The organism is Opitutales bacterium, from assembly GCA_013215165.1.
GTDB lineage: Bacteria > Verrucomicrobiota > Verrucomicrobiia > Opitutales > JABSRG01 > JABSRG01.
Genome location: JABSRG010000057.1, coordinates 1 through 24,880 on the forward strand (window position 1 = coordinate 1; position 24,880 = coordinate 24,880).

The following is a 24,880-nucleotide window of genomic DNA, read 5'->3' on the forward strand; positions in this document are numbered from 1 at the left end:
CTGACTTCCTTGATCGGAAGTCCGCCAAAGCCAACCACTTTTTAATTTTTTAGCGCATCCCTATGGGATGGCTGTGACTTGATTCCTCAAAAGTTTATCCCTCATGTCCGTGAATCGCATAATCGCTCTTGGAGCATCAGCCGGTGGGCTGTCGGCCTTGGAGACCTTTTTTGACTCTGTGGAGTCTTCTGAGGGCGATGCATTTGTGATCATCCAGCACCTTTCCCCTGACTTTAAAAGCTTAATGCCTCAATTGCTGGCTTCGCATACAGACTTGCCTATACAAGACGTTACATCGGGTATGGAGCTGAACGATGGGCAGATCTATCTGATTCCTGCCGGTCATCTAATGACAATTGATGGAGATGGCGTTTTTGAGCTTCACGCTCGGAGTCAGTATGAACTGTCTATCAATGTATTCTTCAATTCGCTTGCGACTGCTTTTCAAGAACGCGTAGTTGCCGTAGTTCTCTCTGGTACGGGATCTGACGGTACTGACGGATGTCGTGCTGTGCGCTCCTCTGGGGGCTTGGTAATCTCGCAGCGCCCTGAGTCAGCGCAGTTTTCTTCGATGCCTCAAAATGTTATCAAACAGCGACTCCAGCATTTGATTCTGAGGCCTGAGGAGATGTGGCATCTTATCGCGACTTATGAGGGGGATCCCACCAAACTCGTCCCGGAACCTGTAGAACCCCTTTCTGCTGTGCCTGCTTTAGATCTGGATGAGGATGCTTTGGATAGCGGATTGAGCCGGCTATTTCTTCACCTCAAGAAGCTCTTTGATCTCGATTTTTCATATTACAAGCTATCGAGTGTGAGCCGTCGCGTATTGAGGCGCATGGAGACGAAAGAAATCTCCGATATAGAAAGCTACATTAAGTTCATTGAGGAGAGCACTGACGAGGCGGACGCTCTATATAAGGACCTACTCATCGGAGTGACCGCTTTTTTCCGCGATACCGAAGTGTTTGAAACACTACGGACAGATGTGGTTCGACCACGGCTCAAGGAACTGAAACAAGATGAGTTCCGGGTCTGGGTAGCAGGTTGTGCAACTGGAGAAGAGGCGTATTCTATCGCGATTTTATTGGATGAGGAAGCCAAGGCTTGTGGGTATGAAGGGAGGATCAATATCTTTGCGACGGATGTTCATAAGCGATCGATCAAACGTGCGGGCCGTGGCATATACTCGCGCGAGGAACTCGATGGCCTGAGCGAGCAGCAGATGACTGAATACTTTAAATTATCAGATGACGGGAGCTTCCAAATTCGTCCCGAGCTTCGGCAGCGTGTCGTGTTCGCCCAGCATAATCTTATTTTTGATCCACCCTTTACGAAGATGGATCTGGTGACTTGCCGTAATCTGCTCATTTATCTCAAGCCAGACACCCAAGATGCTATCCTGCGGCAGTTTCATTACTCAATAAATCTGAATGGAGCCCTTATGCTAGGGTCGAGTGAAAGCTTAGGAAAAATAGAAAACTCGTTCAGTGCAGTTTCAAATTCGTTGAAAATTTTTAATAAAACCAGCGATGTAAACCTCACTAAGAGGAGGGATTTGATGGGCTCGAGTCGTAGAATAAGTGGGATGCGCAGTGACGGCTTCACACCTGTATCTCCTACGAAGATTCCGATCGAAAAAAATCTATTGCGTGCCTACGATTTACTTCTCCGAAAGTTCGCACCCACAGGGGTGTTGATTACTCGGGAGCGTCATGTCCGTCATTTTTTTGGGGAGACCAGCAAATACTTCGTGTTTCGAGAAGGGCGTGCTGATGACGACGTCCTGTCGATGCTGACTGGAGATGTAAAGCTGGCAGTTTCCACACTGATACAACGCGTGATCTCTCAGAATATTTCAGCGCGCTCCGATGGCATACGCTGCACAACGCGTCACGTCGACGAGATGATCGATATTTCCGCCGAGCCATTCACCGATGATGGGCGAGATTTGGGGTTGATCATGATAAGCTTTATTGAGCGCTCTACATCTATAAGCGTTGGACTGGCTGAAGACGGCAAAAAGCGCCCAACCGACGGCTACGAAGCAATTGGCGACATTAACAATCAGCAACGCATTCAGGCCTTGGAAGATGAGCTCCATTCCACGAAGGAAAATCTCCAAGCCACAGTCGAAGAGCTTCAGACGAGCAATGAGGAGCTTCAGGCTGTAAATGAGGAATTGCAGGTGTCGAACGAAGAGCTCCAAAGTGGTAATGAGGAGCTACATTCGATGAATGAGGAGCTCTATACAGTAAATTCTGAGCTAGAGCAAAAGAACCAGCAGCTGATTCATCTAAACCGGGATCACGAATACCTACTCGCCAATACTGAAGATGGCGTGCTCTACGTAGATGGTGATCTTCGGATTAAGAAGTTCAACGAAGCCATTGCTTTTGCGTTCAATCTTTTGCCTCACGACGTGGGGCGGCCGATCGAACATATTTCTTATAACCTCGAGAATCGTGAGGAGATGCTATCTGACATCCAAGACGTTCTCGAGAGTGGTGCGCGTAAAGAACGCGAATCCAAGACCTCTAATGGGGTGATTTACTTACGCCGCTTTACGCCGTTCGTGGGCGAAGACGGGAAGCCTGGTGGCGTGATCATGACGTATACGGACCTCACACTCAGTATGCGCTATCGCGAGCGCCTACGCCGGGCCATGCGAACAGCAAATATGGCTTGGTGGGAGTGGGATCTACAAAAAGATCTGATTTCGGTCCACTCTGAGGGCAATTGTATCCTCGGTATGCAAGTGCATGCCGGAAGCTATGGAAAAGATTTTTGGCTCAAACGTGTTCATCCGGACGAACAGAAGAAAGTGGCTGAAAGTCTGAATCTATTTCTTTCTGGGGAGGAAGAAGAATGGCGTTCTGAGCATCGTTATTTGGACTCAGATAGCAAATTTCGTTGGGTGTTGGAGGTCGGCCAGGTTACGCGTCGCAAGCCTTCGGGTGAGCCACTGGAAGTTTCGGGCATCACGATGCTGATTCATGATCGGAAACTCGCCGAGCTCGATTTAGTAGACGCGAAGGAACGAGCTGAAGATGCGGCGCGCACCAAGTCTGAATTTCTATCTGTCATGAGCCATGAGTTGCGGACACCTCTCAACAGCGTGATCGGTGTAGCTGAACTCCTTAAGATGGATTCTCCAGACCCTTCCATAGACGAATATGCTGAGACAATAGATCGTTCAGCTACCGTGTTGCTCGAGCTCATTAACGGAATCTTAGACTTTTCTAAGGCTGAGGCAGGCATGCTTCAGATTGTCCCCACCCCTTCGAGTCCCGTGGAGGTCATTAAAGAAACGGTCGATTGTCTCTCTCCACTGCTTAAAGAGAAACGCTTCAATGTGGAGACCACCTACGATGTGGGACACGATACCTTCAATTTTGATTACACGCGGGTCCGCCAAGTCTTGTTTAATCTGGTGAGCAACGCTTGCAAGTTCACGCCAGCCGAAGGAAAAATCTCGGTATCTGTCAGTGATGCCACGCCTGGTTTCCTGAAGTTTGCAATAGAAGACGATGGCATCGGAATGAAGCCTGACTTTCTCAAGTCACTCTTTGAGCCGTTCACTCAGGCGGATTCCTCGTCTAAGCGACACGAGGGTGGAACTGGCCTCGGACTTTCAATCAGCAAGAAGCTCGTCGAGTTCATGGGAGGTGAAATCACCGTAAGTAGCAAAGAGAATGCAGGCACCACCTTCCGATTTACGATAAAATCGAGTGCGGTTTCAAATGTCCCAGTCGAGGCAAGTTCCGAAAATATTGATTCTGATGCCGGGCCAGTGCATCATGGAAACTGTCTGATCCTCGATGATGAGAGATCCAATCGATCTATACTTGAGCGCATTCTAAAGCGGATAGGCTATGACGCCACGGCTCTGGGCGATCCAGAAGAGTGTATGAAAGTCCTGGGAGAGCAGACATTCGATTATGTGTTCATCGATTTGCACATGCCCGGTATCACTGGATTTGAGGTGGCAGATAAAATTCGTGGAAAGAAGGCGTATGCGACTACCCCAATCATTGCATTCACGGCTGATTTTTCGAAGAAAACACAGGATAGTATCGAAACATCTACTTTTGATGCACTTTTGCCCAAGCCGTTTAGCCGAGATTTACTAGAAAGCATCTTGAGGCGTGTGCGTGAGCAGCCTGATGAGGCAGAGCCTGTAACCAGCCCAGTTGATTGAGTATCGTCCCAAGGGTGTGATCAGATCTACGAAAAACTGATTTTGGGCTCAGATAAATGATACTGCTATCTGGCTTCGACTAAAGCATCCATCACTAGTCCAGGTGTTAAAATCTCAGGAAGAATTTTTGGTATATCTAATCCAGGCCCATAAACCAAGTTAAACGGGATGGCATTGCGTTGGAATCCGGCTAAAGCGTCAGTGATCCGTTCATCATGATGGGTCCAATCAGCCTTGAGGAGTACGATCTCTTCATCGAGAACAGACTCAATAACCGCGTCATTGCCAAACACGACCCGCTTATTTACCTGACAAGTGAAACACCAGGAAGCAGTAAAATCGACATAGACCCGTTTACCCTCGGCAGCTAGTTCCTCCGCTAGGCCGGGTTCCCACTTATCCCATACCAAGTTACTCGCCCGTGGCGCACCTGCCCAAAGGCCGCCGACCAGGCCCAGCGCCGCAAGAGAGGTTCCAATCAGTTTTGTTTTCCTACCGGCGGAGGGCACGGCCCAACGTCCGAAAATCCAGCACGCAAGCGCTGCGATAGTTAGGCCGGACAAAGAGTAGAGAAGCGCTTGATCGTCGTAGCTAGGCGAACCAATAAGTTGAGTGCTCAATACCCAAACCAGGTATCCCGCTGAACCGTAGAGTAGGAACGCCATCGCTTGCTTGAAACTTTCCATCCAGGCGCCGGGACGCGGGAGTTTATTGAGTAAATTGGGCTGGATTGAGAAAAATAGGTAGGGGAAAGCCAAGCCAGCACCCAGTGCGGTAAAAATCAACATCCCTTCAAACGCGGAGAGTGTTGCCGTTGCACCGAGTGCCGATCCTAAAAATGGAGCTGTGCACGGTGTAGCTACGACTGTGGCCAGCACACCACTAAAAAACGATCCTTTGAGCCCGGATTGGCTCGTGAGGTTCTGTCCGACCCCTACAGCAGAGGTGCCTATCTCGAAGACCCCACTCAGATTTAGACCGAAAATAAGGAGGATGGCCGCTGTGAGGTAAACTACAATCGGATTCTGCAACTGGAAGCCCCAGCCAATCTCTTCGCCTGCAGCGCGCAGGCCCAGGAACACGCCACCTAAGACCCATAAAGATAACAAAACTCCTGCGGCAAATACCCAGCCATGAAGCACGATCTTTTTCCTGTCTCCGCCAGCTTGGCTCACGAAGCTCATAATTTTGAGTCCGAGTACTGGAAAGACGCAGGGCATTAGGTTCAGAATTAGGCCGCCAATGAATCCGCCCGCTAATTTGCCGAGTATCCCCCAATTGCCGGCTGTGTTTTCCATACCGCCAATAGGCGCTGGTCCAGGTGCCAGTGTCGCGCTCAGCTCGATACCGGCTTTTGGGCTCCCTTCCCAGGCTGCACTTGCTGCGAATACGCCGCCGATTTTGGCAATATTCTCCTCTGCATAGTCACTCTTCGTGAGCGTCAGAATGAATTGAGAATCATCAATGCGTGTGACTGTTTGCGCGACATTAGTATCGATGTTAGGCGGAAACGGTTCACCGTCTGTGTCGAGATTATAAGTGTCATCTTCAAAGAAATAGATTTCGGAATCTTCAGTGGGTAGCGTGCCCCCATCCTGGGCCTGAAGTAAGAGCTGAATGGTCTGCCCATTATCAAAGGCCGCAAGTTGATATTGCTCAGAGTTCCGAGCCGGAAGCTGGGCTACGGCTTGCTGAAAGAGCTCTGCGATATCGGTTTCAGCGGGTTTTGACTCAGCTCCAGTATTGAGTGTCAGAGTGAGATCGGCGCTTCCAGGAATACATACGTCCTCACATATCAGCCAATCCGTGCGCGCTGCGAATTTCAGTTCGGTATCTGAAGTCAGATTGTCTGGCGCGGTCACCGCGGCAAACAACACGACATCTCCCTCATGAACATAGTTCATTAACTCAAACATCGTAAAACGCTTTGGGGTAGGCCATTGCAGTGCGCCAACAGTGAAGCCTTCTGGGATCTGCCAATCAATGCTGGTGGTGATGCCCGTATCGCCGGGGTTTTTCCAGTAGATATGCCAGTGCTCATCGGTGCGATAATGGACGCCCAGTCGGAATGTCTGTCCCGGCGCAACGGTGTCGACATCTGCAATCATGCGGACAACCACGTGAGGTTCAGAAACACTCGGGCCCGAGGCACCCTGGACTGCTGCAATGGTTGAGCCGAAAATGAGTAATCCTAGTAAAGTCCGGAGAGATTTCATGATAGGTGTATCTGTCTAGGGGATTCTATACAGGAATCCTATTCGAAAAACTTATTCCGCAATTTCATGCGGCGTATTTCTGTTATAACCGCGAATCAATCCACGTATACGTGTTTTAGATTGGCAAAAGCACGGATGCCACTCGATCCGAGTTCACGTCCGAATCCACTTGCTTTGACCCCTCCAAAAGGGATGGCTGGCTCACTTTTGACCACGGCGTTCACAAACCCAGCCCCGCACTCGATCTCGTCGCGAGCGATGCGTTCCGCCCTGTCCAAATCCGAGGAGAACACACTAGCTCCCAATCCATAACGTGAAGCATTAGCAAGCTCGATAGCATGCGATTCATCACGTGCAGCGCACACCACAGCCACAGGGCCAAAAGTCTCTTGGGTGAAGAGGGGCATGGTTTCGTCTACTTCAGCGATTAGGGTAGGTTGAAAAAAATAACCGGGCCCGTCGATGATGTCACCCCCGCGTATGACGCGCGCGCCCATCGCGACGCTGTCCTGGACTTGGCGTTGCAGGTTATGGCGTAGATCATCGCGTGCCATCGGACCCATCGTCATGGTGTCGACGTAAGGATCCCCACAGCTAATACCGTCTACGATATCAGTGAGTGTATCCAAGAAATCATCGTAAATTCCAGGGGTCACTATGATGCGTTTTGCCGCGATACACACTTGGCCCGCGTTACGAAATCGAGACTGGGCGCAGCAGCGTACTGCCAAGTCCAAATCGGCATCATCGAGGATGATGTAGGGGTCGCTGCCTCCAAGCTCCATCACTGCGGGTTTGAGGTGGGCGCCCGCGATGCGTGATACAGCACGACCCGCGCGTTCACTCCCAGTAAGCGCCACACCTTCAACCGCCGGATGGGCGATTACCGCTTCGATGTGCAATGTCTCAATAAGCAGGATCCGAAACAAGTTTTCTGGAAAACCCGCTTGAGCGAAAAGATCTTCAAGAGCCAGGGCACAACCAAACACATTGTCGGCGTGTTTGAGTAGCACCCCATTTCCGACAAGGAGCGTCGGAATGGCGAAGCGCATAACCTGCCACAGTGGGAAATTCCAGGGCATGATGCCAAGAATGACACCGAGTGGAGCGAGCATAAGATAGCTTCGGATCGCCTCGGTCGGTGTTTCTTTAGGGCGCAGCAGTTGAGGAGCATGCTCTGCGAAATAGCGGCAACACTGAGCACATTTCTTTACCTCAGCCTTACTCTCATAGAGCACCTTACCCATTTCATCTGTCATCAGTTGCGCCAGTGTCGACTGATGTCTCTCCAATAAATCCGCCAATCGATTCAGCGCGGCTTGGCGCTCGGGAATACTGGTGATTCCCCAGCCTTTGCCCGCAGCATGAGAAGCTTCGACGATGCTTGCCACCTCGTCTTCGCCCATCACACGGTAGCTCGCGATTACGGTGCCGTCTTTTGGATTGATCGACTGAAATTCCATGCCCGTAGGGAGTAAAAATAAAAAAGAGCGATTATCGAGCACATCGCGTGCATGAAGGGCGATCATCATCAAAAATTGTGATCCCTATTACGATCGAGGCCCCTTGATTGAAGGGGTCTTGCGCGCAAATTAATTAAACTGAAAGCGCGGAGATTTTTGGGGAAATCCGCATTCCCCATGGCTGTTTCTTCGAAAACATTTCACTTTACGATTTTCAATCCGGATGAATTCGATCTTTTAATATCTGGATGGCTACAAGCGATCGACAACCACCTGCTTTCGACAAAAATTTCCTCGTCGACCTCGGAGGCTGGTCAGCTTTTCGCGAAGGAAAAGCTTTGTTTGAGGGGGGAGCTGTAAAGCATGTCGAATGGGAGGCACCGAGTCTTCACGGTGAGGTCCGCGTCGGCGGAAAGAGCTTTTTTCCACGCCTCAATCTACGTTCTGTCTCATTTCCCGATGCGCGCTGCAGTTGTTTGAAGGGGCAACGCGGTCAGGTCTGTGAGCATTTGATGGCGTTGTGTATGCATTACGAAGCCCATAAGCACGATGCGCGTCAGGAAGTGAAGCCGATTGAGCCCGCAGAACCCGACGAAACTGCCGTTCCCAGTGCGCGTCGGGCCAAGTCTTCTAAGAAGTCGGGCCTCAAATCACTTTTCATTTCTCAAGCTCAAGGTGAGGCGCTTTCCCTAAAAGTCTTTTTACCGCCAAATCTCGAACAAGCTGCAGAGAAAGATAGTATCGTTGTAAAAATTGAGGCGCATATTGGGGATGAAAAAGGCCCATTGGAAGGTCTGGATAAAACGAAACCCTATAAGGTCGCATCGCACGATTACCTCGCCCTTGCCCTATTGGAGGAGTGGAGCCGAGGAAAACCATCAAGTATCGTGCAGCTCAGCCGTGAGCGCTTACGTTTTCTTCTCGATAATTACGTCGACGTCCCAGCCATTTATTTTCTCAACCAGCCTGAACAGCCCTTAGAATGGGACGATTTGGAATTGCCAGATGTCTATCCCTTCTTGGATGAAGATGCTATTGAGGATGATGACGACGATGACGTGCCGGTGTATTCTGCATTTGGAGGGTCGAGACGCCGCTCGTCAAACCCTCCAACTCCGCGGTCAACAGGACCGTCCTTTTTCAAGCAAAAGGACTCAGGCGGATCAGTAGATTCCGGAGAACTTGAAGTCGACGGATCGCCCAATTTTTTGGCTATCAAGCTCCCGGGACGCTCGCATCCCAACCACAATACTGGCCTCGATTTGCTCAAGGCTGAGGGTTTTCGCAATGAACCCTCTAACGGTAAATGGTGGCTCCGTGACAGCCATAAAGTACTCAATTTTTTGGCTAATTTTTGGGACCGCTTAGAGGGTGAGTGGGGTGCCCGTTTTTCTGCTAACTTCAAAAAGCAGATGAAAGGCGTAAAACGTGCCGAAATTACTTCGGACATCATCGAAGTCCGCAACGGCTTTTCAATCAATTTGGCGCTGAGCGCGGGTAAAGCGGACGATGCCGAGGTCAGGCAGTCGCTTTCTGTGGGGAAAAATTACGTTCAGTCCGGCAAGTCAGTTTTTCTGATCAATCCGTCGAAAGTAGAGAAACTTCAGGCGGCCCAGAAAGCCCTATCTGGGGATATTCGCAGTGAGCTTAGCCCGAGCTTTCAGCACGCAGTGAATGCAGCTGGCCTTGCGGATGCTGAAAAGATTTTGTCGCCGATGGTGCGCGATTGGCGGCCGCCAGAAAGCTGGCAAGAGCGCAGTGGGGCGTTAAACGAAGTTAGCCAGCTTAAACCACCCCCGGTGAAACAAGCCCTTGAGGATACACTACGAGGATATCAGCGTATCGGGGTCGCCTGGCTCTATCACCTCTACAACAACGAACTCGGTGGCATTCTCGCTGATGAAATGGGACTGGGTAAAACACTCCAGGCCCTTTCTTTGATCCAGTGCGTCTCTCATGCGGATTCAGATCCAGGCCCCTCATTGGTCGTGTGCCCGGCGAGCGTGGTAGAGAATTGGATTCGCGAAGGAGCGAAATTTACACCGGAACTAAAGTCCCTGGCGCATCACGGGTCGCAGCGGATAAAAGATCCGAATGAGCTCAAGACTTATGATCTCATCGTCACCTCTTATGGCACAATGGCGCGGGATGTTGAGATATTCAGCGCGGTCGATTTTAAGCTCATCATCGGCGACGAGGCTCAACATATCAAAAACCGTAAGACTCAGAATGCACGATCGTTGAGAGCGCTTATATCGCGAGGCCGCTTTTTACTCACGGGAACACCTATCGAGAACAGCCTCGATGACCTCCGTGCTCTATTCGATTTCCTCATGCCAGGGTATCTTGCCGATCGACCGACCGGCTTGGACGCCGAAGGACGCGCATGGTATGACCAACGACACAGAGAGCAGGGTGCTCCCTATATTTTGCGCCGCTCTAAGAAAATGGTTGCCCCTGAGCTACCCGATAAGATTGAGCAGGTGTTCTATTGCCACATGGAGGGAGCACAGGCGCAGCTTTACGAAAAAATTCTCAAGGATACGCAGGATACCATCTTCAAATTGGAGATGGATGGCGCCAACGAAGGATCCGTTAAAATGGCTGCCTTCAATCAACTCTTACGCCTACGCCAAGTCTGTGCCGATCCACGTATTCTCGATCCCAATATGGCAGCAGCCACCTCATCGAAGCTGCAAGCCTTCCGCGAAATCCTCGACGAAGCGCTCCAGGACGGGCACCGCATCCTGCTCTTCTCCCAATTTGTTTCTGTGCTCAAACTCCTCCGGAGCGAACTCGAGGATCAGGGTCTGAAATTTTGCTACCTCGACGGTTCAACACGCAACCGGCAACGCCTAGTGGATGAATTTAACGACAACGATGACATCCCCGTCTTCCTCATCTCTTTAAAGGCAGGCGGTACCGGACTCAATTTAACAGGTGCCGATACTGTCGTGCACTATGATCCATGGTGGAACCCAGCCATCGAAGCCCAGGCTACGGACCGGGCTCACCGTATAGGCCAAAAACGTGTCGTCACGAGTATAAAACTCATCGCTTCTGAAACCGTAGAAGAGCAAGTCGTCGATCTGCAGAAGTCTAAAGCCAAAATGCTCGAAGAACTCCTGGAGGCATCTGAAGCAGCCAACGCCAAAGTCAGCCTGAAGGACATCAAAGATCTGCTGGGGATGTAGTTGGGGGTGACTCGTTATGCTGAGAATGGGTTTAAGCTTAGGCCCTGCGGCAATCGCTCTCGCGATCACTCTACGGTAAATCAGCGCGCCGCACACTTCCGTTTCCGTTGCGCGTGATGAACTCAGTTATATTTTACTGGCCAATCCTCATGAACTGCCGAGCATGCAAGCGTGCCGGTAAATCCACTGACAGAACTGACTGAGGGCCTCCCGATTGAAAAAGTGCGGGGCTATGCTTGGGTGGGAGATGCCATGCTGGCGCTGTTCATGCGGGCCAAGATCCTGGAGAAATGTGGGCAAATTGATACGCAGCGCTTTGTGTCGGTGACCTCTAACCAATTTCTGTCATCCTTCGGATCACCGACCCGAGTCGAAGCCCAGATTGGAATCCTGCGCGAGCGAGAAGGTGAAGCCGCAGCGATGAGCTACATCGAACGAGAAATCTGGCCCCGCGCCCAGAAACAGCTTTAGAGCACTCCAACCCTTCATTCCGATCCGTCGCTGTTGGATAAAAAACCATGGGTATCGATATAGCAGCTTCGTTGGACATCAAAGCTCGAGAAACATCCTTCTCTGGCGTCGTTGAAGTCGTTTCCGCCGAGTGCTCTTTTCGCAAAAGTTTGGGATATCGTGACCGGGCCAACAAACTCAAAATTGATTGCGATACACGTTTTGGAACCGCGAGCGGCACCAAGGGGTTTACTGCTCTGGCGGTGGCAAGTTTGGTTGAAAGTGGGGAAATCAGGATGGATACGAAAGCGGTATCCATCCTTGCTGATCGTTTTCCGGAATTGCATCCAGACATCACTATTCAGCAGCTCCTCGCACACACCTCTGGAGTAGGTGACCACTATGACGAAGAGCTGATCCAAGGCGGCGTCGACGATTTTTTTCTATCGATTCCAGTTCAGGATCTGGTGTCACCCTTTGACTATCTGCCGTTGCTAAGAGAGCGACCGCAAAAATTCGCTCCAGGCGATAGAGCCTGTTATTCAAATGGTGGCTATGTGCTGCTTGCGATGATCATCGAATCGGTGTCTGGAATGGATTTCCAACGCTACGTCGAGGAACGCGTCTTCCATCCCTCTGGCATGAGATGCTCTGGTTTTTTTCGTTCAGATGACCTTCCTGAAAATGCCGCATTGGGATATCTCGCTGGCGAAAACGATTCCAGAACGAACGCACTCAACCTTCCCGTAATCGGTTCAGGGGATGGCGGAGCCTATAGCTGCCTAGAAGATATGAAGTCATTCTGGCGTAGCTTGCTTTCTTTAAAAATCGTAACAAAACCCACCCTGGATCAGATGATCCAGCCGCGAAATAGAATCGAGAACTCCGATTACGGCTTAGGTTTCTGGATTGAGGCCGGCGGAAACTTCATCACATTGGAGGGCTACGACGCAGGCGTTTCCTTCTACTCAGGATGCAGCAGAGACCTCAAAACTCAGTTTACCGTAATCTCAAACGACCGCTTAGGAGCCTGGCCCATTGTGAAAGCGCTCAAAAAAAGCCTGCTCTGAAAATAGCCGGACTAGAATATCAACTTATACGGATTTGAGAAAACTCGCCCGCAACGATTGAAGTCTTCCGCTTACTTTATTTTCAATGTTTTTTGGGTTTTATCCGTAGGGTGAGTTTTCCCTCTCAGATTGAGTCTTGGTTTGAAGCTAAAGGGTGGCGTCCTTTTGAGTTCCAAAGGGAGGTGTCAGTGGCCTGGCGTTTAGGTCAGTCTGGGTTGGTGCATGCACCGACGGGCTTTGGAAAGACCTTGGCGGCGATGCTTGGGCCTTTGTCTTCGGCAGCCGAGGGGGACGAGGATGGAGCGTTGCCGGCGGCGTTTCAGGTATTGTGGATTACACCGATGCGCGCTCTGGCCAATGATACGGCTCATACGCTCCAACAGTTTGTCGAAGAGCTCGGGCTGAATTGGACGGTAGCTTTGCGCACCTCTGATACATCAAGCTCCCAACGCGCGAAACAAAAGGAGCGGCTGCCGACGGTGTTGGTGACGACCCCCGAAAGCTTCGCTATGCTGCAAACTTATTCCGGATGGGAGCAGCGTTTCCGCGCTGTTAATACGGTGGTAGTGGATGAGTGGCATGAACTGTTAGGAAATAAGCGAGGGGTGCATACGGAACTCTGCCTAACACGCTTGCGTGCGGTTCAACCTGATCTGCGAATCTGGGGTTTATCTGCGACTCTAGGGAATGTGCAGGAGGCTTTGGATGTGCTGCTTGCGGGGAAGTCTGAGGACGCTCGAATCATTAAGGGTGATCACAGTAAACGTATCGAGATCGAGACGCTGATCCCAACGAGCATCGAACACTTTCCCTGGTCGGGCCACTTGGGTATCAAGCTCGTCGAGGCAGTTTGGGAGCGCGTGATGCAAGCGGGCACGTCGCTGATTTTTACAAACACCCGCTCGCAAGCGGAAATCTGGCATCAGACTCTGCGCGCTCACGTGGGAGAGGTAGCGGACAATCAATTGGCGGTCCATCATGGCTCCCTTGAGAAAGAGGTTCGGCTTGCAGTGGAAGCACGCCTCAAAGCGGGTTCTGTCAAAGCTGTGGTATGCACATCGAGCCTGGATCTGGGCGTCGATTTTACGCCCGTTGATCGAGTTTTTCAGATTGGTAGCCCCAAGGGAATCGCTCGTCTTACCCAGCGAGCGGGTCGTAGTGGACATCGGCCAGGTGAAGTGTCACGGGTGATTGGCGTGCCGACAAATGCGCTCGAACTCATCGAGTTTGCGGCTGCCCGAGATGCCTTGAGTCGTGGTGAAATTGAGTCGCGTATTCCTCTAATGAAGCCCCTCGACCTCTTAGTTCAGCATGTGTGCAACGCCGTGGTCGCAGGGGAGGTGGCGGCGGAGCGCCTGTTTCAAGAAGCCCAAAGCACCTGGGCGTTTCGCGATCTTACGGAAGAGGAGTGGAGTTGGGTGATTGAGTTCGCGACCCAGGGTGGCAAAGCCCTCCAGGCCTATCCTGCTTATAAGAAGCTCGCTTTAGAAAATGGAGTGCTGCGTTTCCAAGACTGCAAACAGCATACCCAACAGCGTTTCAATATGGGCACGATTGTAGCGGACTCGGAGATCACTGTGAAACTTCAGCGCGGAGGCGTGCTAGGTGGAGTGGAAGAGGGATTTGTCGCCCGTTTGCGACCAGGAGAAAGCTTTGTCTTTGCTGGACGTCTTTTGGAACTCGTGCGCATTCAAGGCCTGGTGGCCCACGTGCGACCGGCCAAGCGCAAAAAAGGTGCAGTGCCGTCTTGGCAGGGAGGCAAGTCGCCTCTGTCGTCCGAGCTTTCGACCGCCGTAGCGCGTTGTATGGAGGAGCACCTTCATGATTCTGTAAACCCAGTGCCAGAGCTCGCCGCAGTATCACCCATCTTGGATATTCAACGAAGTTGGTCAGAGATCCCTAGGATGGATCGACTCTTGGTCGAAATCACCAAAATTCGGGGCGAAGTACATTGCGCGTGCTTTACCTTTGCTGGGCGGCTGGTCAACGAAGGCTTGGCCGCGTTGATGGCTTTCCGTTTGGGGCGTGAGCGGGACGTCGCCATTCGGACGACTGTTAATGATTATGGTATTTCGCTACAACATACCGCTGTCGATGATCCCTGGCCTGAGCGCACGCATTGTTTGTTTGAGACAGACGCTTTGCTTGATGACTTAGAATCGAGTATTCACGCAGCAGAACTAGCCAAGCGGCAGTTTCGTGGTATAGCTCGAGTGGCGGGTTTGATCCTCCAGGGTTTTGGCAAGCACCAGAAGTCTGCACGTCAGGTGCAAATATCCAGTAGTTTGTTATACGATGTTTTTGAGAAATACGATCCTGACAATTTGCTCTACCGCCAAGCGCGCCTTGAGGTAATGCAGCTACAGCTCGAACTCACCCGACTTCAAACTACCTTGGATCGACTGAACAGTATCCCTGATCAGATCCACTTTACACCGAGACTGACTCCGATGGCCTTCCCGCTGTGGGCCGACCAAATTGGCGGCAGTGTATCTACTTTGAGTAGGGATGAACAGGTGCTGAGAATGCTACAAGAACTGGAGGACGCTATATGACTGATTGTTTGGGATTAAGAGGACAGGGAGTTTTCGGCTTGTCGCTCCTCGGCTCCAGTTCTTCTGGTCGAGGTGCTCTGTCGCCTCGCCTAGACGGTGTGGGTCGAAGCAACGGCCAAGCAATGGCTATCGCCATCACTTTACGTATGGAATCTGGCTAGATTTGCGCCTATCGCACAATCTGGATTGAAGACTGATCGTGCAGAGCGCGTGGCGCTATGGATATTGTGATGCTTTCATAAAAATGCCTATTGAACTCCTTGCGAGCTGGGTCGAGTCTGGAAAGATGACGCTACGCATGCTCAATCCCCTCTTATTTCTTTTTCTGACTTTTTCCGGCGGGATCACTTTGCTTGCTGATGCTCCTGAAATAAAGCAAGGGACCGTCGATCCGGGAGTGTGGTTACTCTATCAGCGTGCGCTGAATCAGGATGCTGAGGCCCAGTATGAACTCGCTTGGTTATATGTCGATGGCGAGCGCGGACTGCCACGAGACGATGGGGCAGCGTTTCATTGGTTCAATGAGTCAGCCCTGGCAGGATATGGGCCTTCCTTTATTGAGGTGGGTTACTGCTACTCCCAGGGTGTCGGGGTTGAGCAAAATGTTCAGGAGGCTTATGATTGGTACATCAAGAGTGCAGATGAGGGCGATGCGATCGCGATGAGCGATTTGGGATATATGTATGCCGCAGGTAAATTGGGTCAGATCGATTTTAAGAGTGCGAGTGATTGGTTTCATCGCGCTTTGATTGGTGAGAATATTTTGGCGCGAAATAATGCGGCTTGGTATTTCGCGACCGTCGAAGACAAGCGCCACGTCAGGGGTAAATACGCGGTCGAAATCATGATAGGCGTGGTAAAAGAAGACCCGCATCATAATTTTTTCGATACGTTTGCTGCGGCCTTGGCAGCCAACGGTCAGTTCGGGAATGCTCAACAGGCACAAAAGCAAGCGATTCGGCAGGCAAACCTACTTGCTGAATACGATGTCATTGAGGGCTATAATGAACGTCTGGTTCTATATGAAAACCGCCAGCGCTTCATTTATTACGGTGTTGATGGTGTGACAGAATAGGCTGTGCGCTATTCGGCGTATGGGAATTTGACTCGAGTGTTGCGGTTTTAAAAATCTCGTCTCCGCGAGTCGATGACCAGGGTGACAGGGCCGTCATTGTGGGCTTCAATCTGCATGTCGGCGGCAAATTTGCCACTGGCTACTTGTCCGGCATGCTGGGCGCGAAGTCGGTCTAAGGTTGAATGATATCGAGCCTCTGCGATTGCCGGGTCTTCAGCTCGATTAAAGGATGGGCGTGTTCCTTTTTGAATGGAACCAAGCAGGATAAATTGAGAGATGAGCAAGATGCCCCCACCAGTCTCGGAAATAGAGTGATTCATCCGGCCGCTGTCATCTTCGAAAACGCGTAGCTGGAGTATTTTTTTGATCAGCCAGCTTTGTTCTTCATCGGAGTCATCGCGTTCAAAACCAAGGAAGACCAGCAGCCCCGATTCGATGGCTCCGGTTGTTTTATGGTCTACACGACAAGTGGCGTGGGTGACTCGTTGAATGACGGCGCGCATGATATTGGATGATTAATAGCGGTGAGGTAACAGGAGATCGTGTTCAAGAGGCGGCATGGGTTCGTCGATATATAAGTTGAGAACGCATGGGTAACCGCATTCTGATTGTCGATGACGACGCCACTTTCAATAGCTTGCTGACTGACATCTTTGAGCAGGCAGGGCATACTGTGGTCTCAGAAAACAGCCCGGAGGCTGCGCTGAAACGGGCGGATGCGGAGGAGTTCGATCTCCTGATAACAGACCATCGGATGCCAGAGATTACGGGTCGCGATATTTTTCGCCATGTTCGTGAACAAAAACCCATGTTGCCGATTATCATAGTCTCTGGATTCCTAAGTAACGGGAATATTCGTTCGTTGGTTGAAGAGGGTATTGATGGAGTCTATATAAAGCCGCTTAACGTCTTCTCTCTATTACAACAATCGGAAAAGCTGATACAGCAGACACAAAGTGGTGAACGCGGTGCCCATCGTAGAACTTTGGTCGAGAGAGAGGGAGATTTTCCCGCTTCGCGTCTTCCATTCACTTTTAATGCCTTTCCTTGTCAAAACTCAACGGCTGAAAAGTTTGCCAGAAAGCTGTTTGATATGAGGCATTTTAAGTCGTCGCTAGTATTACTCGGCGAGCCCGGTACTCCATTCAGAAACCTCTGTGAGGACCTAATGGCCTTTGAATCTGAGTATACCGAGCATTTCGAATTTGTGCAGCCTGACGCGCTGACCGAGGACCATGTAATGAGAGTTCTCAATCGTTCTGAAGCGGCAGGAATTGGACGGGTGTCCTTCGTTCTGCACGAAGTAAAAAATCTCGATGATACACTGCGTGATCGTCTTGTAACTCTGCTCAAAAGGGAGAAACCCTTTGGCGAGCCCAATGTGTTGTCTCGTCTCATCTTTTGCTGTCACCAGGATATTGATGCGATGTTTGATGCCGGCGTGATTGATGATCGCCTGTATGTGTTGATGGGTGCAGCTGAGCTGCGGGTTCCGCCTTTGAGGGCGATTTCCGACGATATTCCTGTATTAGCTAAACGCATACTTGCTGATTTCGCACGACACCGCGGCTTGAATCAGATTCCCCAGCTGTCACCAGGGGCGGGAGAAGTATTAGCGCGTATGAAATGGCCGGGCAATTATGATGAACTCCGTGATCGCCTTCATAATATTTTGGGTGATGAGCCTAGAGATGTCATCACTGCTTCGCTATTTGACACCAACGTCCAGGAGGTAGATACCCCAACATTGAGTGAACATGATTTTGTTGAGTTGCTCATGGTTCAGAAGAAGCAGATGATCACAGCTATTGGGGCGATGACCAATGAGCACCCAGCAAAGCGGAATGCGCTCTTATATGGAGTAGAACATATTACAGAGCCCGAAGAGAGTGCCGCCTCGGCGTAACCTCCAAAGACAAGGTCTCATTCTCGGTCATCCCCCAGGGATTCTAATTTTTCCTGGACCACAGATTACGCAGATTTACACAGATAAGTATTTTGTTATTAGGTGTTTATGATTATCGTCTAAGAGGATGAGAGTTACATGAATACCCTTCGAATTGGCGAAGTATCCATACGCTTTATCCTATAGAATTTTGTGGACGATTCTTTTTTTTCGTAAATTCCTATTATTCAAAAAGATCTGTGAATATCAGCGTAATCTGCGGTCAATATTATGGGACAGTTGTGGGTCTCATTCTGAATTTCTGATCATACCTTACCAAAGTTTACTCGCTGAGTGTCTTTTTCAGAATCTTCGAATTCCGCCCGTTGGCTTTGTATTCATGTGCCCGTCTAGAGGGTAGGTCCTCAATAGTGCCGTCTTCGAAGCAGCGTATTTTTTTAAAGTATGGATAGGACTGTGTTGTGAGAGCGATTAGGAGCCTTGCACCCTGGTTGCGTGCAGTGTGTTCAGCATAGTCGATGAGTTGACCTCCGACGCCCCGATTTTGATAGAAAGGTTGGACGAATACCATGCCTATCTCTTGAACTTGGCCTTTATCGTAGGGAATGAGCTGCATGCACGCGATAATGCTACCGTCGATCTCGTATACCCAAGTATGCTCGATTTCGCGTTCGATTTGGGCGCGGGAGCGTGATTTTAGCGATGCGGAGCGCGCTGCATTGCGTGTGATGTTGTAGATGGACTGAACATCTTTTGCCCGTGCTTTACGGATCTCCTGATACGTGTTTGCGTGGATCATCGAACCGATGCCGACTTTATCAAATATTTCACGTAGGAGTGCTCCATAGATGCGGCCATCGATGATGTGAGCGCGGGTGACGCCGCGGTCTAGTGCATAGATGGACCGGTCAGCCTTAGTGCGGTTTGCCTCATCGATATGTTCAGGTGATTTTTCCAAGATTTGGCTGAGTTCATCAGCGGGCATATTGATGCGTTTTTCGCCGTTGATTACGATGCCTTCGCGGGGTGAAAGAAAGATGAGTTTTGAGGCTTCCATAGCGATCGCGCAATCAGCCGCCAGGCTATCAGCATTGATGCGCCAAGCTTCACCAGAGAGGCTATAAGCGATGGGGGAAAGGATCGGGATGAGGCCATCCCCAAGAAGTCTTTTGAGTGAATCTACATCGATGCGTTTAACCTTTCCAGTCGATCCATAGTCCTGGCCTTCGATAACGCCCACTTCAGTGGGGCTCACCGCGTTGGTGATGGCGTAACGCAAGCCAACTCCATCAAGACCTCTTTGGAATTTTTGTAGGGTATCTGCAGACGCTTCTAGGGCCAGGGCAAGGGTGTGCGCATCTGTGGGGCCTGCGCCATAAGCGTCGGTGATGGTGATGTCACGTTCCGCACTCAAATCACGCAATTGTTTACCGATCCCGTGCACGAGAACCACACGGATGTTAAGGTTGTGTAATACGGCTATATCGAGGAGTAGGTCGTTAAAGTTTTCATGCTCCACGACGCTGCCATCAAATGAAATGACGAAAACATGGTCCCGAAACATGGGGACATATTTCAGGATGCCTCGCAGGTCGGTGGGTTTGATCAATGTTGTCTCAGTTGTGGCTGGGTCACTCATGCTATGGCTGTAGTGCGAAGTAGAGGAGGATGCCCGCGAGCGCGATGCGATACCAGCCGAATATGGAGAGTCCGTGACGGGTAAGGAAGCCGACCAACCATTTTACCGCGAGCAGTGCTGAGATAAAGGCAACAACACAACCGACTACCACGGCGACTGGATCGAGAACGGCGATCATGATATCTCCGTCTTTGAACGTCTTATAACCGGCCGCTGCAGTGAGTGTGATCAGGCCAAGTAGGAAGGAAAATTCGGCGGCTACGGCAGGGCGCAAGCCGACTAGATATCCGCCGACAATAGTCATCATCGATCGGCTCGTCCCTGGCCACATGGCCACGCATTGGAGTAATCCGATGATGAAGGCATCGAGAGGACGGAGCGAGTGTAGGTCTCGGCCCGTTTCATCAACGAGTGCCAAAGCATCTTTTTTCTTTCGCCAACGCTCGACCCAGATCATGAGGATGCCTCCGGCGACGAGGGCGAAAATAACTGGATAAATCCCGAAAAGGGTCTGCTCGATCCAGTCGTCAAACCGAAGTCCTAGGACCACTGCGGGCATGAATGCGATCAGGAGGTTGATCCCCAGCCTAAATCCCTGGGGATTGCGTCCCAGAAATCCAAAAGCCATGCTTGCAACGCGTTTCCAGTAAAGGAGTAACACCGCCGCGATTGCTCCAGCCTGGATAACGATGGCATAAGCGTCGGCAGCGTCTTTGAAGGTGTAGGGTACGCCCGCATTATCTACGCTGGGTGCGTGCCGCCAAATGATAGCTCCGTCTCTGTCGGTCACGGGCGTGGGGTCGTCCAACCCCAGCAGCATATTTGTAATGATCAAATGACCTGTTGAAGAGATGGGCAGATATTCAGTGATGCCTTCAACTACTCCAAGTATGACCCCATCGATGATCGTCAATTTAGGCTGCTCGATCTCGGGGATTGCAGAAATGCCTGACACCTGAATCTGTTCTGATTCTCTGACTACCTCTTGGCCACAGATAGACAGGGCTACAAAGAGGCTGAGGAAAATGGCGCGAGAGCAGTATCGAAGAATCACAACTTTTGAAATGATGAGGTGAAGGATGATGTCAAAAATGAATCGAGGAAGAACGTGCTGGTTGAAAGCGAACCAGGTGCCTCAAAGATTTCGCTTTTCAGGGTATAGGTGAAGCCGTTTTGTGCGTGAGTGAATGATGAATCTCCAGCGCTGCGCTATGCTGCATTAAGTCAGGATGATGAGCCTGCGTTTATTGACCGACTGATGGCAAGTGCGCTCGAGACTCCTGGGCTACTTTCTTTAGCGGCAGGATTTACTGACAATGCCTGCATGCCTGATCACCTAGTTCGCGATGCCGTTGCGGATCTGGTGGCATCCGGGAAATCAGAGGTTTTTCAATATGGAAGTAACCAGGGGCGCCCTCAGTTGCGCGAGGCAGTCATTAAATTACACCGCGATTATCCAGGCGAAACTAAGCATGACCAACTGAGCGCTGAAAACGTATTGATATCCAACGGCTCTCAACAGTCGCTCTATTTAGCTCTGCAAACGCTATGCGAGCCGGGAGACATTGTCCTGGTTCAAGAGCCGACTTACTTCGTTTTTATAGAAGCGGCACGAGGGATGGGTATTGAGCTGGTCGGCCTGCCTTGTGATCCCTGGGGTGCATTGAAAACAGATGAATTGGACGATTATTTTATCGAGCTGCGGCAGTCGAGCCGCTGGGCGCGAGTCAAGGCATGCTACTTGGTCAGCTATTTCGCAAATCCCTCGACCCATACGATGTCCCTAGAAGAGAAATCAGCTTTGGGGCGCGCGATGCTGGATCAGGATGCAGTGATGCCCACCATCGAAGATGCTGCGTATCGAGATTTATACTTTAAATCCGATCCGAGCATCTCCTCGGTGTTGAGCGTTTCGGAGTATGCCTCCATTCCTACGCTTTACCTTGGCACCTTCACAAAACCCTTTTCCACGGGCTTGAAAGTCGGTTTTGGGATATTTTCAGACCAGGGATGGTTGAGTCGCTGTGCGCGTCTCAAGAGCCATCAAGATTTTGGCACATCGAATTTTTCCCAGGCGGTTGTCGAGCATCTCTTGGGGTCGGATGCTTGGAGGGAGTTTCAGAAAACGATGCGTCAGCACTATGCAGATAAGGCGCAACGGTTTGTTGAATGCCTTGATGAGTCTGGATTGCGGGATATGGGCTGGGAGTGGCGAGACCCGGAGGGCGGCCTCTTACTTTGGGCAATGGGGCCTGACTCGATAGACACAAGTATTGGAAGTGCCGTATTTAATGCAGCGCTTGAGGAGAAGGTGCTCTACGTGCCAGGTTCGGTATGCATGGCGATCGAGCGACCTACTGCAACAGTTAGGCTAAGTTTCGGCGCGTTGAACCCTGAGGATTTTTCCGAGGCGATTGCCCGATTCGCTCGGGCGGTCAGCAGATTGTAGTCGGAACGCAAATTGGGTGTCGCTTTCAATAACGCACATCAGGTTTTTATCACGAATATCCCATAATTTTGACCACAGATTACTCAGATATTCACAGATCTTTATGAATAAGAGAGATTTACGAAAAAGAGAATCGTCCACAAAATTCTGTGGGATAAAACGTATGGATATTTCGCCAATTCGAAGGGTATTCATGTAACTCTCATCTTCTTAGACGATAATCATAAACACCTAATAACAAAATACTTATCTGTGTATATCTGCGTAGTTTGTGGTCCAGGAAGAATTAGAGTTCCTATGGGATGACTGTGGTTTTTTATTGCAGATCGGGTCATGGCTACTCCTCACGCTGGAACTCGTACCAAATTCTTCGGCCATGTTACGGATGCGTCCGTAGTCGCGTTTGCCTGATGCGAGAAGAGGGATTTCTGAGACATGGATGAAGCCCCGTAGATCGGGTTTCCATAGATTGGGTTGCAGGCAGGTTTAGGAGCTGTTGCCTCAACAGCTCAGTTTCGGGTTTGGGCTCCGAAACAAGAACGATGAGGCGTTCTCTTTCTGCCGTCTCTGGAAGTGGCACGCCCAAAGTTATGGGTTAGTAAGACCATGGTGGTTCATTCCCCGTTAATCTCGACCCGTGCCTCGACGCGGCGCAGTCTCTGGGAATACTCCGTTCGAGACTTCGGAGTAACCAAAGAGATTGGCGAAGTGGAGTTATATTCCGTGGGATGACCGTGCTTTCTTAGACCAAACTGATAAGGTTTTAGCCAGCATATTCTTTGCGGCCATAAGCCTCCGCTCCGACGGGTTATAGTCCCATTCCCGCCAGGGCTCAAAAAGCTGCAAACTCATTGGAATGAGACCTACAAGACCGACTGTCTTGCCGCGATAAAATCAGAACCTATAGCGCCACAAAAAGTCATCGGCACATAGCTAATATTACCAGTTAAAGCTAATGGCGGAGTATCACAGGACCCTAACCCAAATACAGAGTGTTTAACATTAGCGTGAATTCGCGTCCATTCGCGGATAGATCTAACTTTTTCCCGCAGAGTCCCATTCAGCTCACGCCGCCAACGGAGTGGGTAATGCTGAGCCAGGTTTCGCCATCACATGCAGATAGACCCGCGTTGTGCTGACGTCCTTGTGTCCCAATAAGTCCTGCACCGTTCGGATATCCGTTCCTTGTTCCAAAAGATGCGTCGCAAAACAGTGCCGCAATACGTGGGTGGTGACGCGCTTAGAGATCCCCGCGCGTTCTTTTGCGGGACGGAATTGGTTTAAATAGACATCTGGGTGGATGTGGTGACGCCGGCGCACCTGAGAACGCGGGTCGACACTTTCCTGTTCTGCCGGCCAGAGCCAGAACCACTCCCAAGCCTCTGCCTGAGTTGAGAATTTACGCTGTAACCCTTCGCGAGGCAGTGCCACCCCCGCTGCGCCGGCTCGCCGATCTGCTTCCCAAAGCGCCCGGGCATGATTAAGCTGCTGCCGAATTTCCTCTTCGAGACAGGCAGGTAGCGGCACCACGCGATCTTTGTCCCCCTTTCCCCCGCGCACCTGAATCTGCCCTCGTTCCAAGTCCAGATCCTTCACACGCAGCCGCACCAGCTCACTCCGCCGCAACCCCGTTGCATACTGCAATCGGGCCATCGTGCGATACCGGACGGAAATGCAGTCAAACAACTTCGACACCTCGTTGCGCGATAAAACTACTGGCAAGTGCTTCTTACCCCGCGCTCGCTCAAAGTCTGAAAAATCTCCCAAAGCGAGCCCATAGACATCGCGCAGTAAGTAGACGCAGGCATTCAATGCTTGTTTCTGCGTTGCGACAGATACGCCACGCCGCACTACCAGATCCGTCAGGAAACACTTTAAACTCTCCTGCCGATCCTCAGCTCTAGGCCGCTGACTACGAAATTCGATAAATCTCCGCATCCAAGCCAGGTAACTCCGCTCGGTGGCTTGGGCCTTCCCTTGTAAACGTAACTTCGCTCGAGCCCGCTCAATAGGCTCCTTCGGCAAGCCATCACTTTCTGTTTCTCGAGAGTGCCTTGCTTTGGGCGCTCCATTCGTATGAGTGCCTTCATTGCGTTCCTTTTTATGTAGAGCAATCGGTATCTTCACCGGCGCATTCGCAAATAACCAACGCAGCGCATCCTTCCAACGCTCCACTTGCCATTCTGCCGCTTGTTTCGCAGCAGTGATCTCAGATACAAACTCTCTGGCAGACTCACTCGTCGCCGCACAACCCCGACGTTTGCACCAGGAAAAATACCATCGAATCGTGATCCGATGGCCCAAAACCCTTTTCGCGTCTAACCCTGAGGAATCCAAGTGTCCCTCCCAATTCTTAAAAACAATGCGCTTCATGTTAAAACTGAAAATATGTTCACTTTTAAAAATCAACAAAGAAACTTCCAGAGTTTGTAAACCCATGTTGATGAGGGTGATAAAAATCGAAAGACCCTCTGAGTCAGACTGCTGCAAACGGCAGATACCCCAAATAGCCACAGCCTACCCGTAGCCACACAGCGCATACCAATCCACGCAGCCTCTTCCCCCAAAGACCTCACCCCACCATTTTTTTCCTCGCCCCAATATACCAAAGTACTTTTAAAAACTATTAACCCGCGCACGCGAGGCACACAACCAAACACAT

14 protein-coding genes are annotated in these 24,880 nt (G+C 50.7%); 8 read left to right on the forward strand and 6 right to left on the reverse strand.

Features of this window, described 5'->3' with window-relative positions; translation table 11 throughout:
- Window positions 1-103 precede the first annotated feature (103 nt).
- Window positions 104-4,201 (forward strand): response regulator, encoded by a 4,098-nt coding sequence (locus HRU10_12080; GenBank protein NRA27972.1) that lies wholly within the window; start codon window positions 104-106, stop codon window positions 4,199-4,201.
- A 65-nt stretch (window positions 4,202-4,266) separates the two neighbouring features.
- Here HRU10_12080 and HRU10_12085 read toward each other — a convergent pair whose 3' ends face one another.
- Complete coding sequence (locus HRU10_12085; GenBank protein NRA27973.1) at window positions 4,267-6,417, reverse strand: thioredoxin family protein; 2,151 nt, start codon at window positions 6,415-6,417, stop codon at window positions 4,267-4,269.
- 95 nt (window positions 6,418-6,512) lie between these two features.
- The gene (locus HRU10_12090; GenBank protein ID NRA27974.1) at window positions 6,513-7,949 is read right to left on the reverse strand and encodes an NAD-dependent succinate-semialdehyde dehydrogenase; all 1,437 of its coding nucleotides are present in this window, start codon (window positions 7,947-7,949) and stop codon (window positions 6,513-6,515) included.
- A gap of 179 nt (window positions 7,950-8,128) precedes the next feature.
- Here HRU10_12090 and HRU10_12095 point away from each other — a divergent pair, with 179 nt between their 5' ends.
- The 5 genes from HRU10_12095 to HRU10_12115 all read left to right on the forward strand — a co-directional run bounded on the left by HRU10_12095 (window position 8,129) and on the right by HRU10_12115 (window position 16,224).
- A complete protein-coding gene (locus HRU10_12095; protein NRA27975.1) occupies window positions 8,129-11,074 on the forward strand; it encodes a DEAD/DEAH box helicase in 2,946 nt (981 codons plus the stop codon).
- A 195-nt stretch (window positions 11,075-11,269) separates the two neighbouring features.
- Window positions 11,270-11,545: a hypothetical protein gene (locus HRU10_12100; protein ID NRA27976.1), complete on the forward strand. Its 276-nt coding sequence runs from the start codon at window positions 11,270-11,272 to the stop codon at window positions 11,543-11,545.
- Window positions 11,546-11,592: 47 nt separating this feature from the next.
- Complete coding sequence (locus HRU10_12105) at window positions 11,593-12,594, forward strand: beta-lactamase family protein (GenBank protein NRA27977.1); 1,002 nt, start codon at window positions 11,593-11,595, stop codon at window positions 12,592-12,594.
- Between the two features lie 110 nt (window positions 12,595-12,704).
- Complete coding sequence (locus HRU10_12110) at window positions 12,705-15,149, forward strand: ligase-associated DNA damage response DEXH box helicase (protein NRA27978.1); 2,445 nt, start codon at window positions 12,705-12,707, stop codon at window positions 15,147-15,149.
- Between the two features lie 244 nt (window positions 15,150-15,393).
- Window positions 15,394-16,224: a sel1 repeat family protein gene (locus tag HRU10_12115; protein ID NRA27979.1), complete on the forward strand. Its 831-nt coding sequence runs from the start codon at window positions 15,394-15,396 to the stop codon at window positions 16,222-16,224.
- Between the two features lie 47 nt (window positions 16,225-16,271).
- Here the strand turns inward: HRU10_12115 and HRU10_12120 are convergent, their stop codons facing one another.
- A complete protein-coding gene (locus HRU10_12120; protein NRA27980.1) occupies window positions 16,272-16,727 on the reverse strand; it encodes a D-tyrosyl-tRNA(Tyr) deacylase in 456 nt (151 codons plus the stop codon).
- Window positions 16,728-16,813: 86 nt separating this feature from the next.
- On the opposite strand from HRU10_12120, the gene HRU10_12125 reads away from it, so the two are divergent.
- On the forward strand, window positions 16,814-18,130 hold the full coding sequence (locus HRU10_12125) for a response regulator (protein NRA27981.1): 1,317 nt from the start codon (window positions 16,814-16,816) through the stop codon (window positions 18,128-18,130).
- Between the two features lie 322 nt (window positions 18,131-18,452).
- Here HRU10_12125 and argA read toward each other — a convergent pair whose 3' ends face one another.
- Window positions 18,453-19,769: an amino-acid N-acetyltransferase gene (gene argA / locus HRU10_12130; protein NRA27982.1), complete on the reverse strand. Its 1,317-nt coding sequence runs from the start codon at window positions 19,767-19,769 to the stop codon at window positions 18,453-18,455.
- Between the two features lies 1 nt (window position 19,770).
- Window positions 19,771-20,682, reverse strand: coding sequence for an undecaprenyl-diphosphate phosphatase (locus HRU10_12135; GenBank protein NRA27983.1), 912 nt, complete (start codon window positions 20,680-20,682; stop codon window positions 19,771-19,773).
- Window positions 20,683-20,952: 270 nt separating this feature from the next.
- Between HRU10_12135 and HRU10_12140 the strand changes: the two genes are divergently transcribed.
- Window positions 20,953-22,218, forward strand: a complete 1,266-nt coding sequence (locus HRU10_12140) for a PLP-dependent aminotransferase family protein (protein NRA27984.1) — start codon at window positions 20,953-20,955, stop codon at window positions 22,216-22,218.
- Window positions 22,219-23,283: 1,065 nt separating this feature from the next.
- Here the strand turns inward: HRU10_12140 and HRU10_12145 are convergent.
- Window positions 23,284-24,591 carry an integron integrase gene (locus tag HRU10_12145; protein NRA27985.1) on the reverse strand — a complete coding sequence of 436 codons (1,308 nt, stop codon included), beginning with the start codon at window positions 24,589-24,591 and terminating at the stop codon, window positions 23,284-23,286.
- Window positions 24,592-24,880: the final 289 nt, after the last annotated feature.

Excerpts from the sequence above, each read along its gene's own strand:
- argA (NRA27982.1), bottom strand. The coding sequence starts at position 19,769 with ATGAGTGACCCAGCCACAACTGAGACAACATTGATCAAACCCACCGAC.
- HRU10_12105 (NRA27977.1), top strand. The coding sequence starts at position 11,593 with ATGGGTATCGATATAGCAGCTTCGTTGGACATCAAAGCTCGAGAAACA.
- HRU10_12085 (NRA27973.1), bottom strand. The coding sequence starts at position 6,417 with ATGAAATCTCTCCGGACTTTACTAGGATTACTCATTTTCGGCTCAACC.
- HRU10_12080 (NRA27972.1), top strand. The coding sequence starts at position 104 with ATGTCCGTGAATCGCATAATCGCTCTTGGAGCATCAGCCGGTGGGCTG.
- HRU10_12095 (NRA27975.1), top strand. The coding sequence starts at position 8,129 with ATGGCTACAAGCGATCGACAACCACCTGCTTTCGACAAAAATTTCCTC.
- HRU10_12090 (NRA27974.1), bottom strand. The coding sequence starts at position 7,949 with ATGATGATCGCCCTTCATGCACGCGATGTGCTCGATAATCGCTCTTTT.
- HRU10_12145 (NRA27985.1), bottom strand. The coding sequence starts at position 24,591 with ATGAAGCGCATTGTTTTTAAGAATTGGGAGGGACACTTGGATTCCTCA.
- HRU10_12125 (NRA27981.1), top strand. The coding sequence starts at position 16,814 with ATGGGTAACCGCATTCTGATTGTCGATGACGACGCCACTTTCAATAGC.
- HRU10_12115 (NRA27979.1), top strand. The coding sequence starts at position 15,394 with ATGCCTATTGAACTCCTTGCGAGCTGGGTCGAGTCTGGAAAGATGACG.
- HRU10_12120 (NRA27980.1), bottom strand. The coding sequence starts at position 16,727 with ATGCGCGCCGTCATTCAACGAGTCACCCACGCCACTTGTCGTGTAGAC.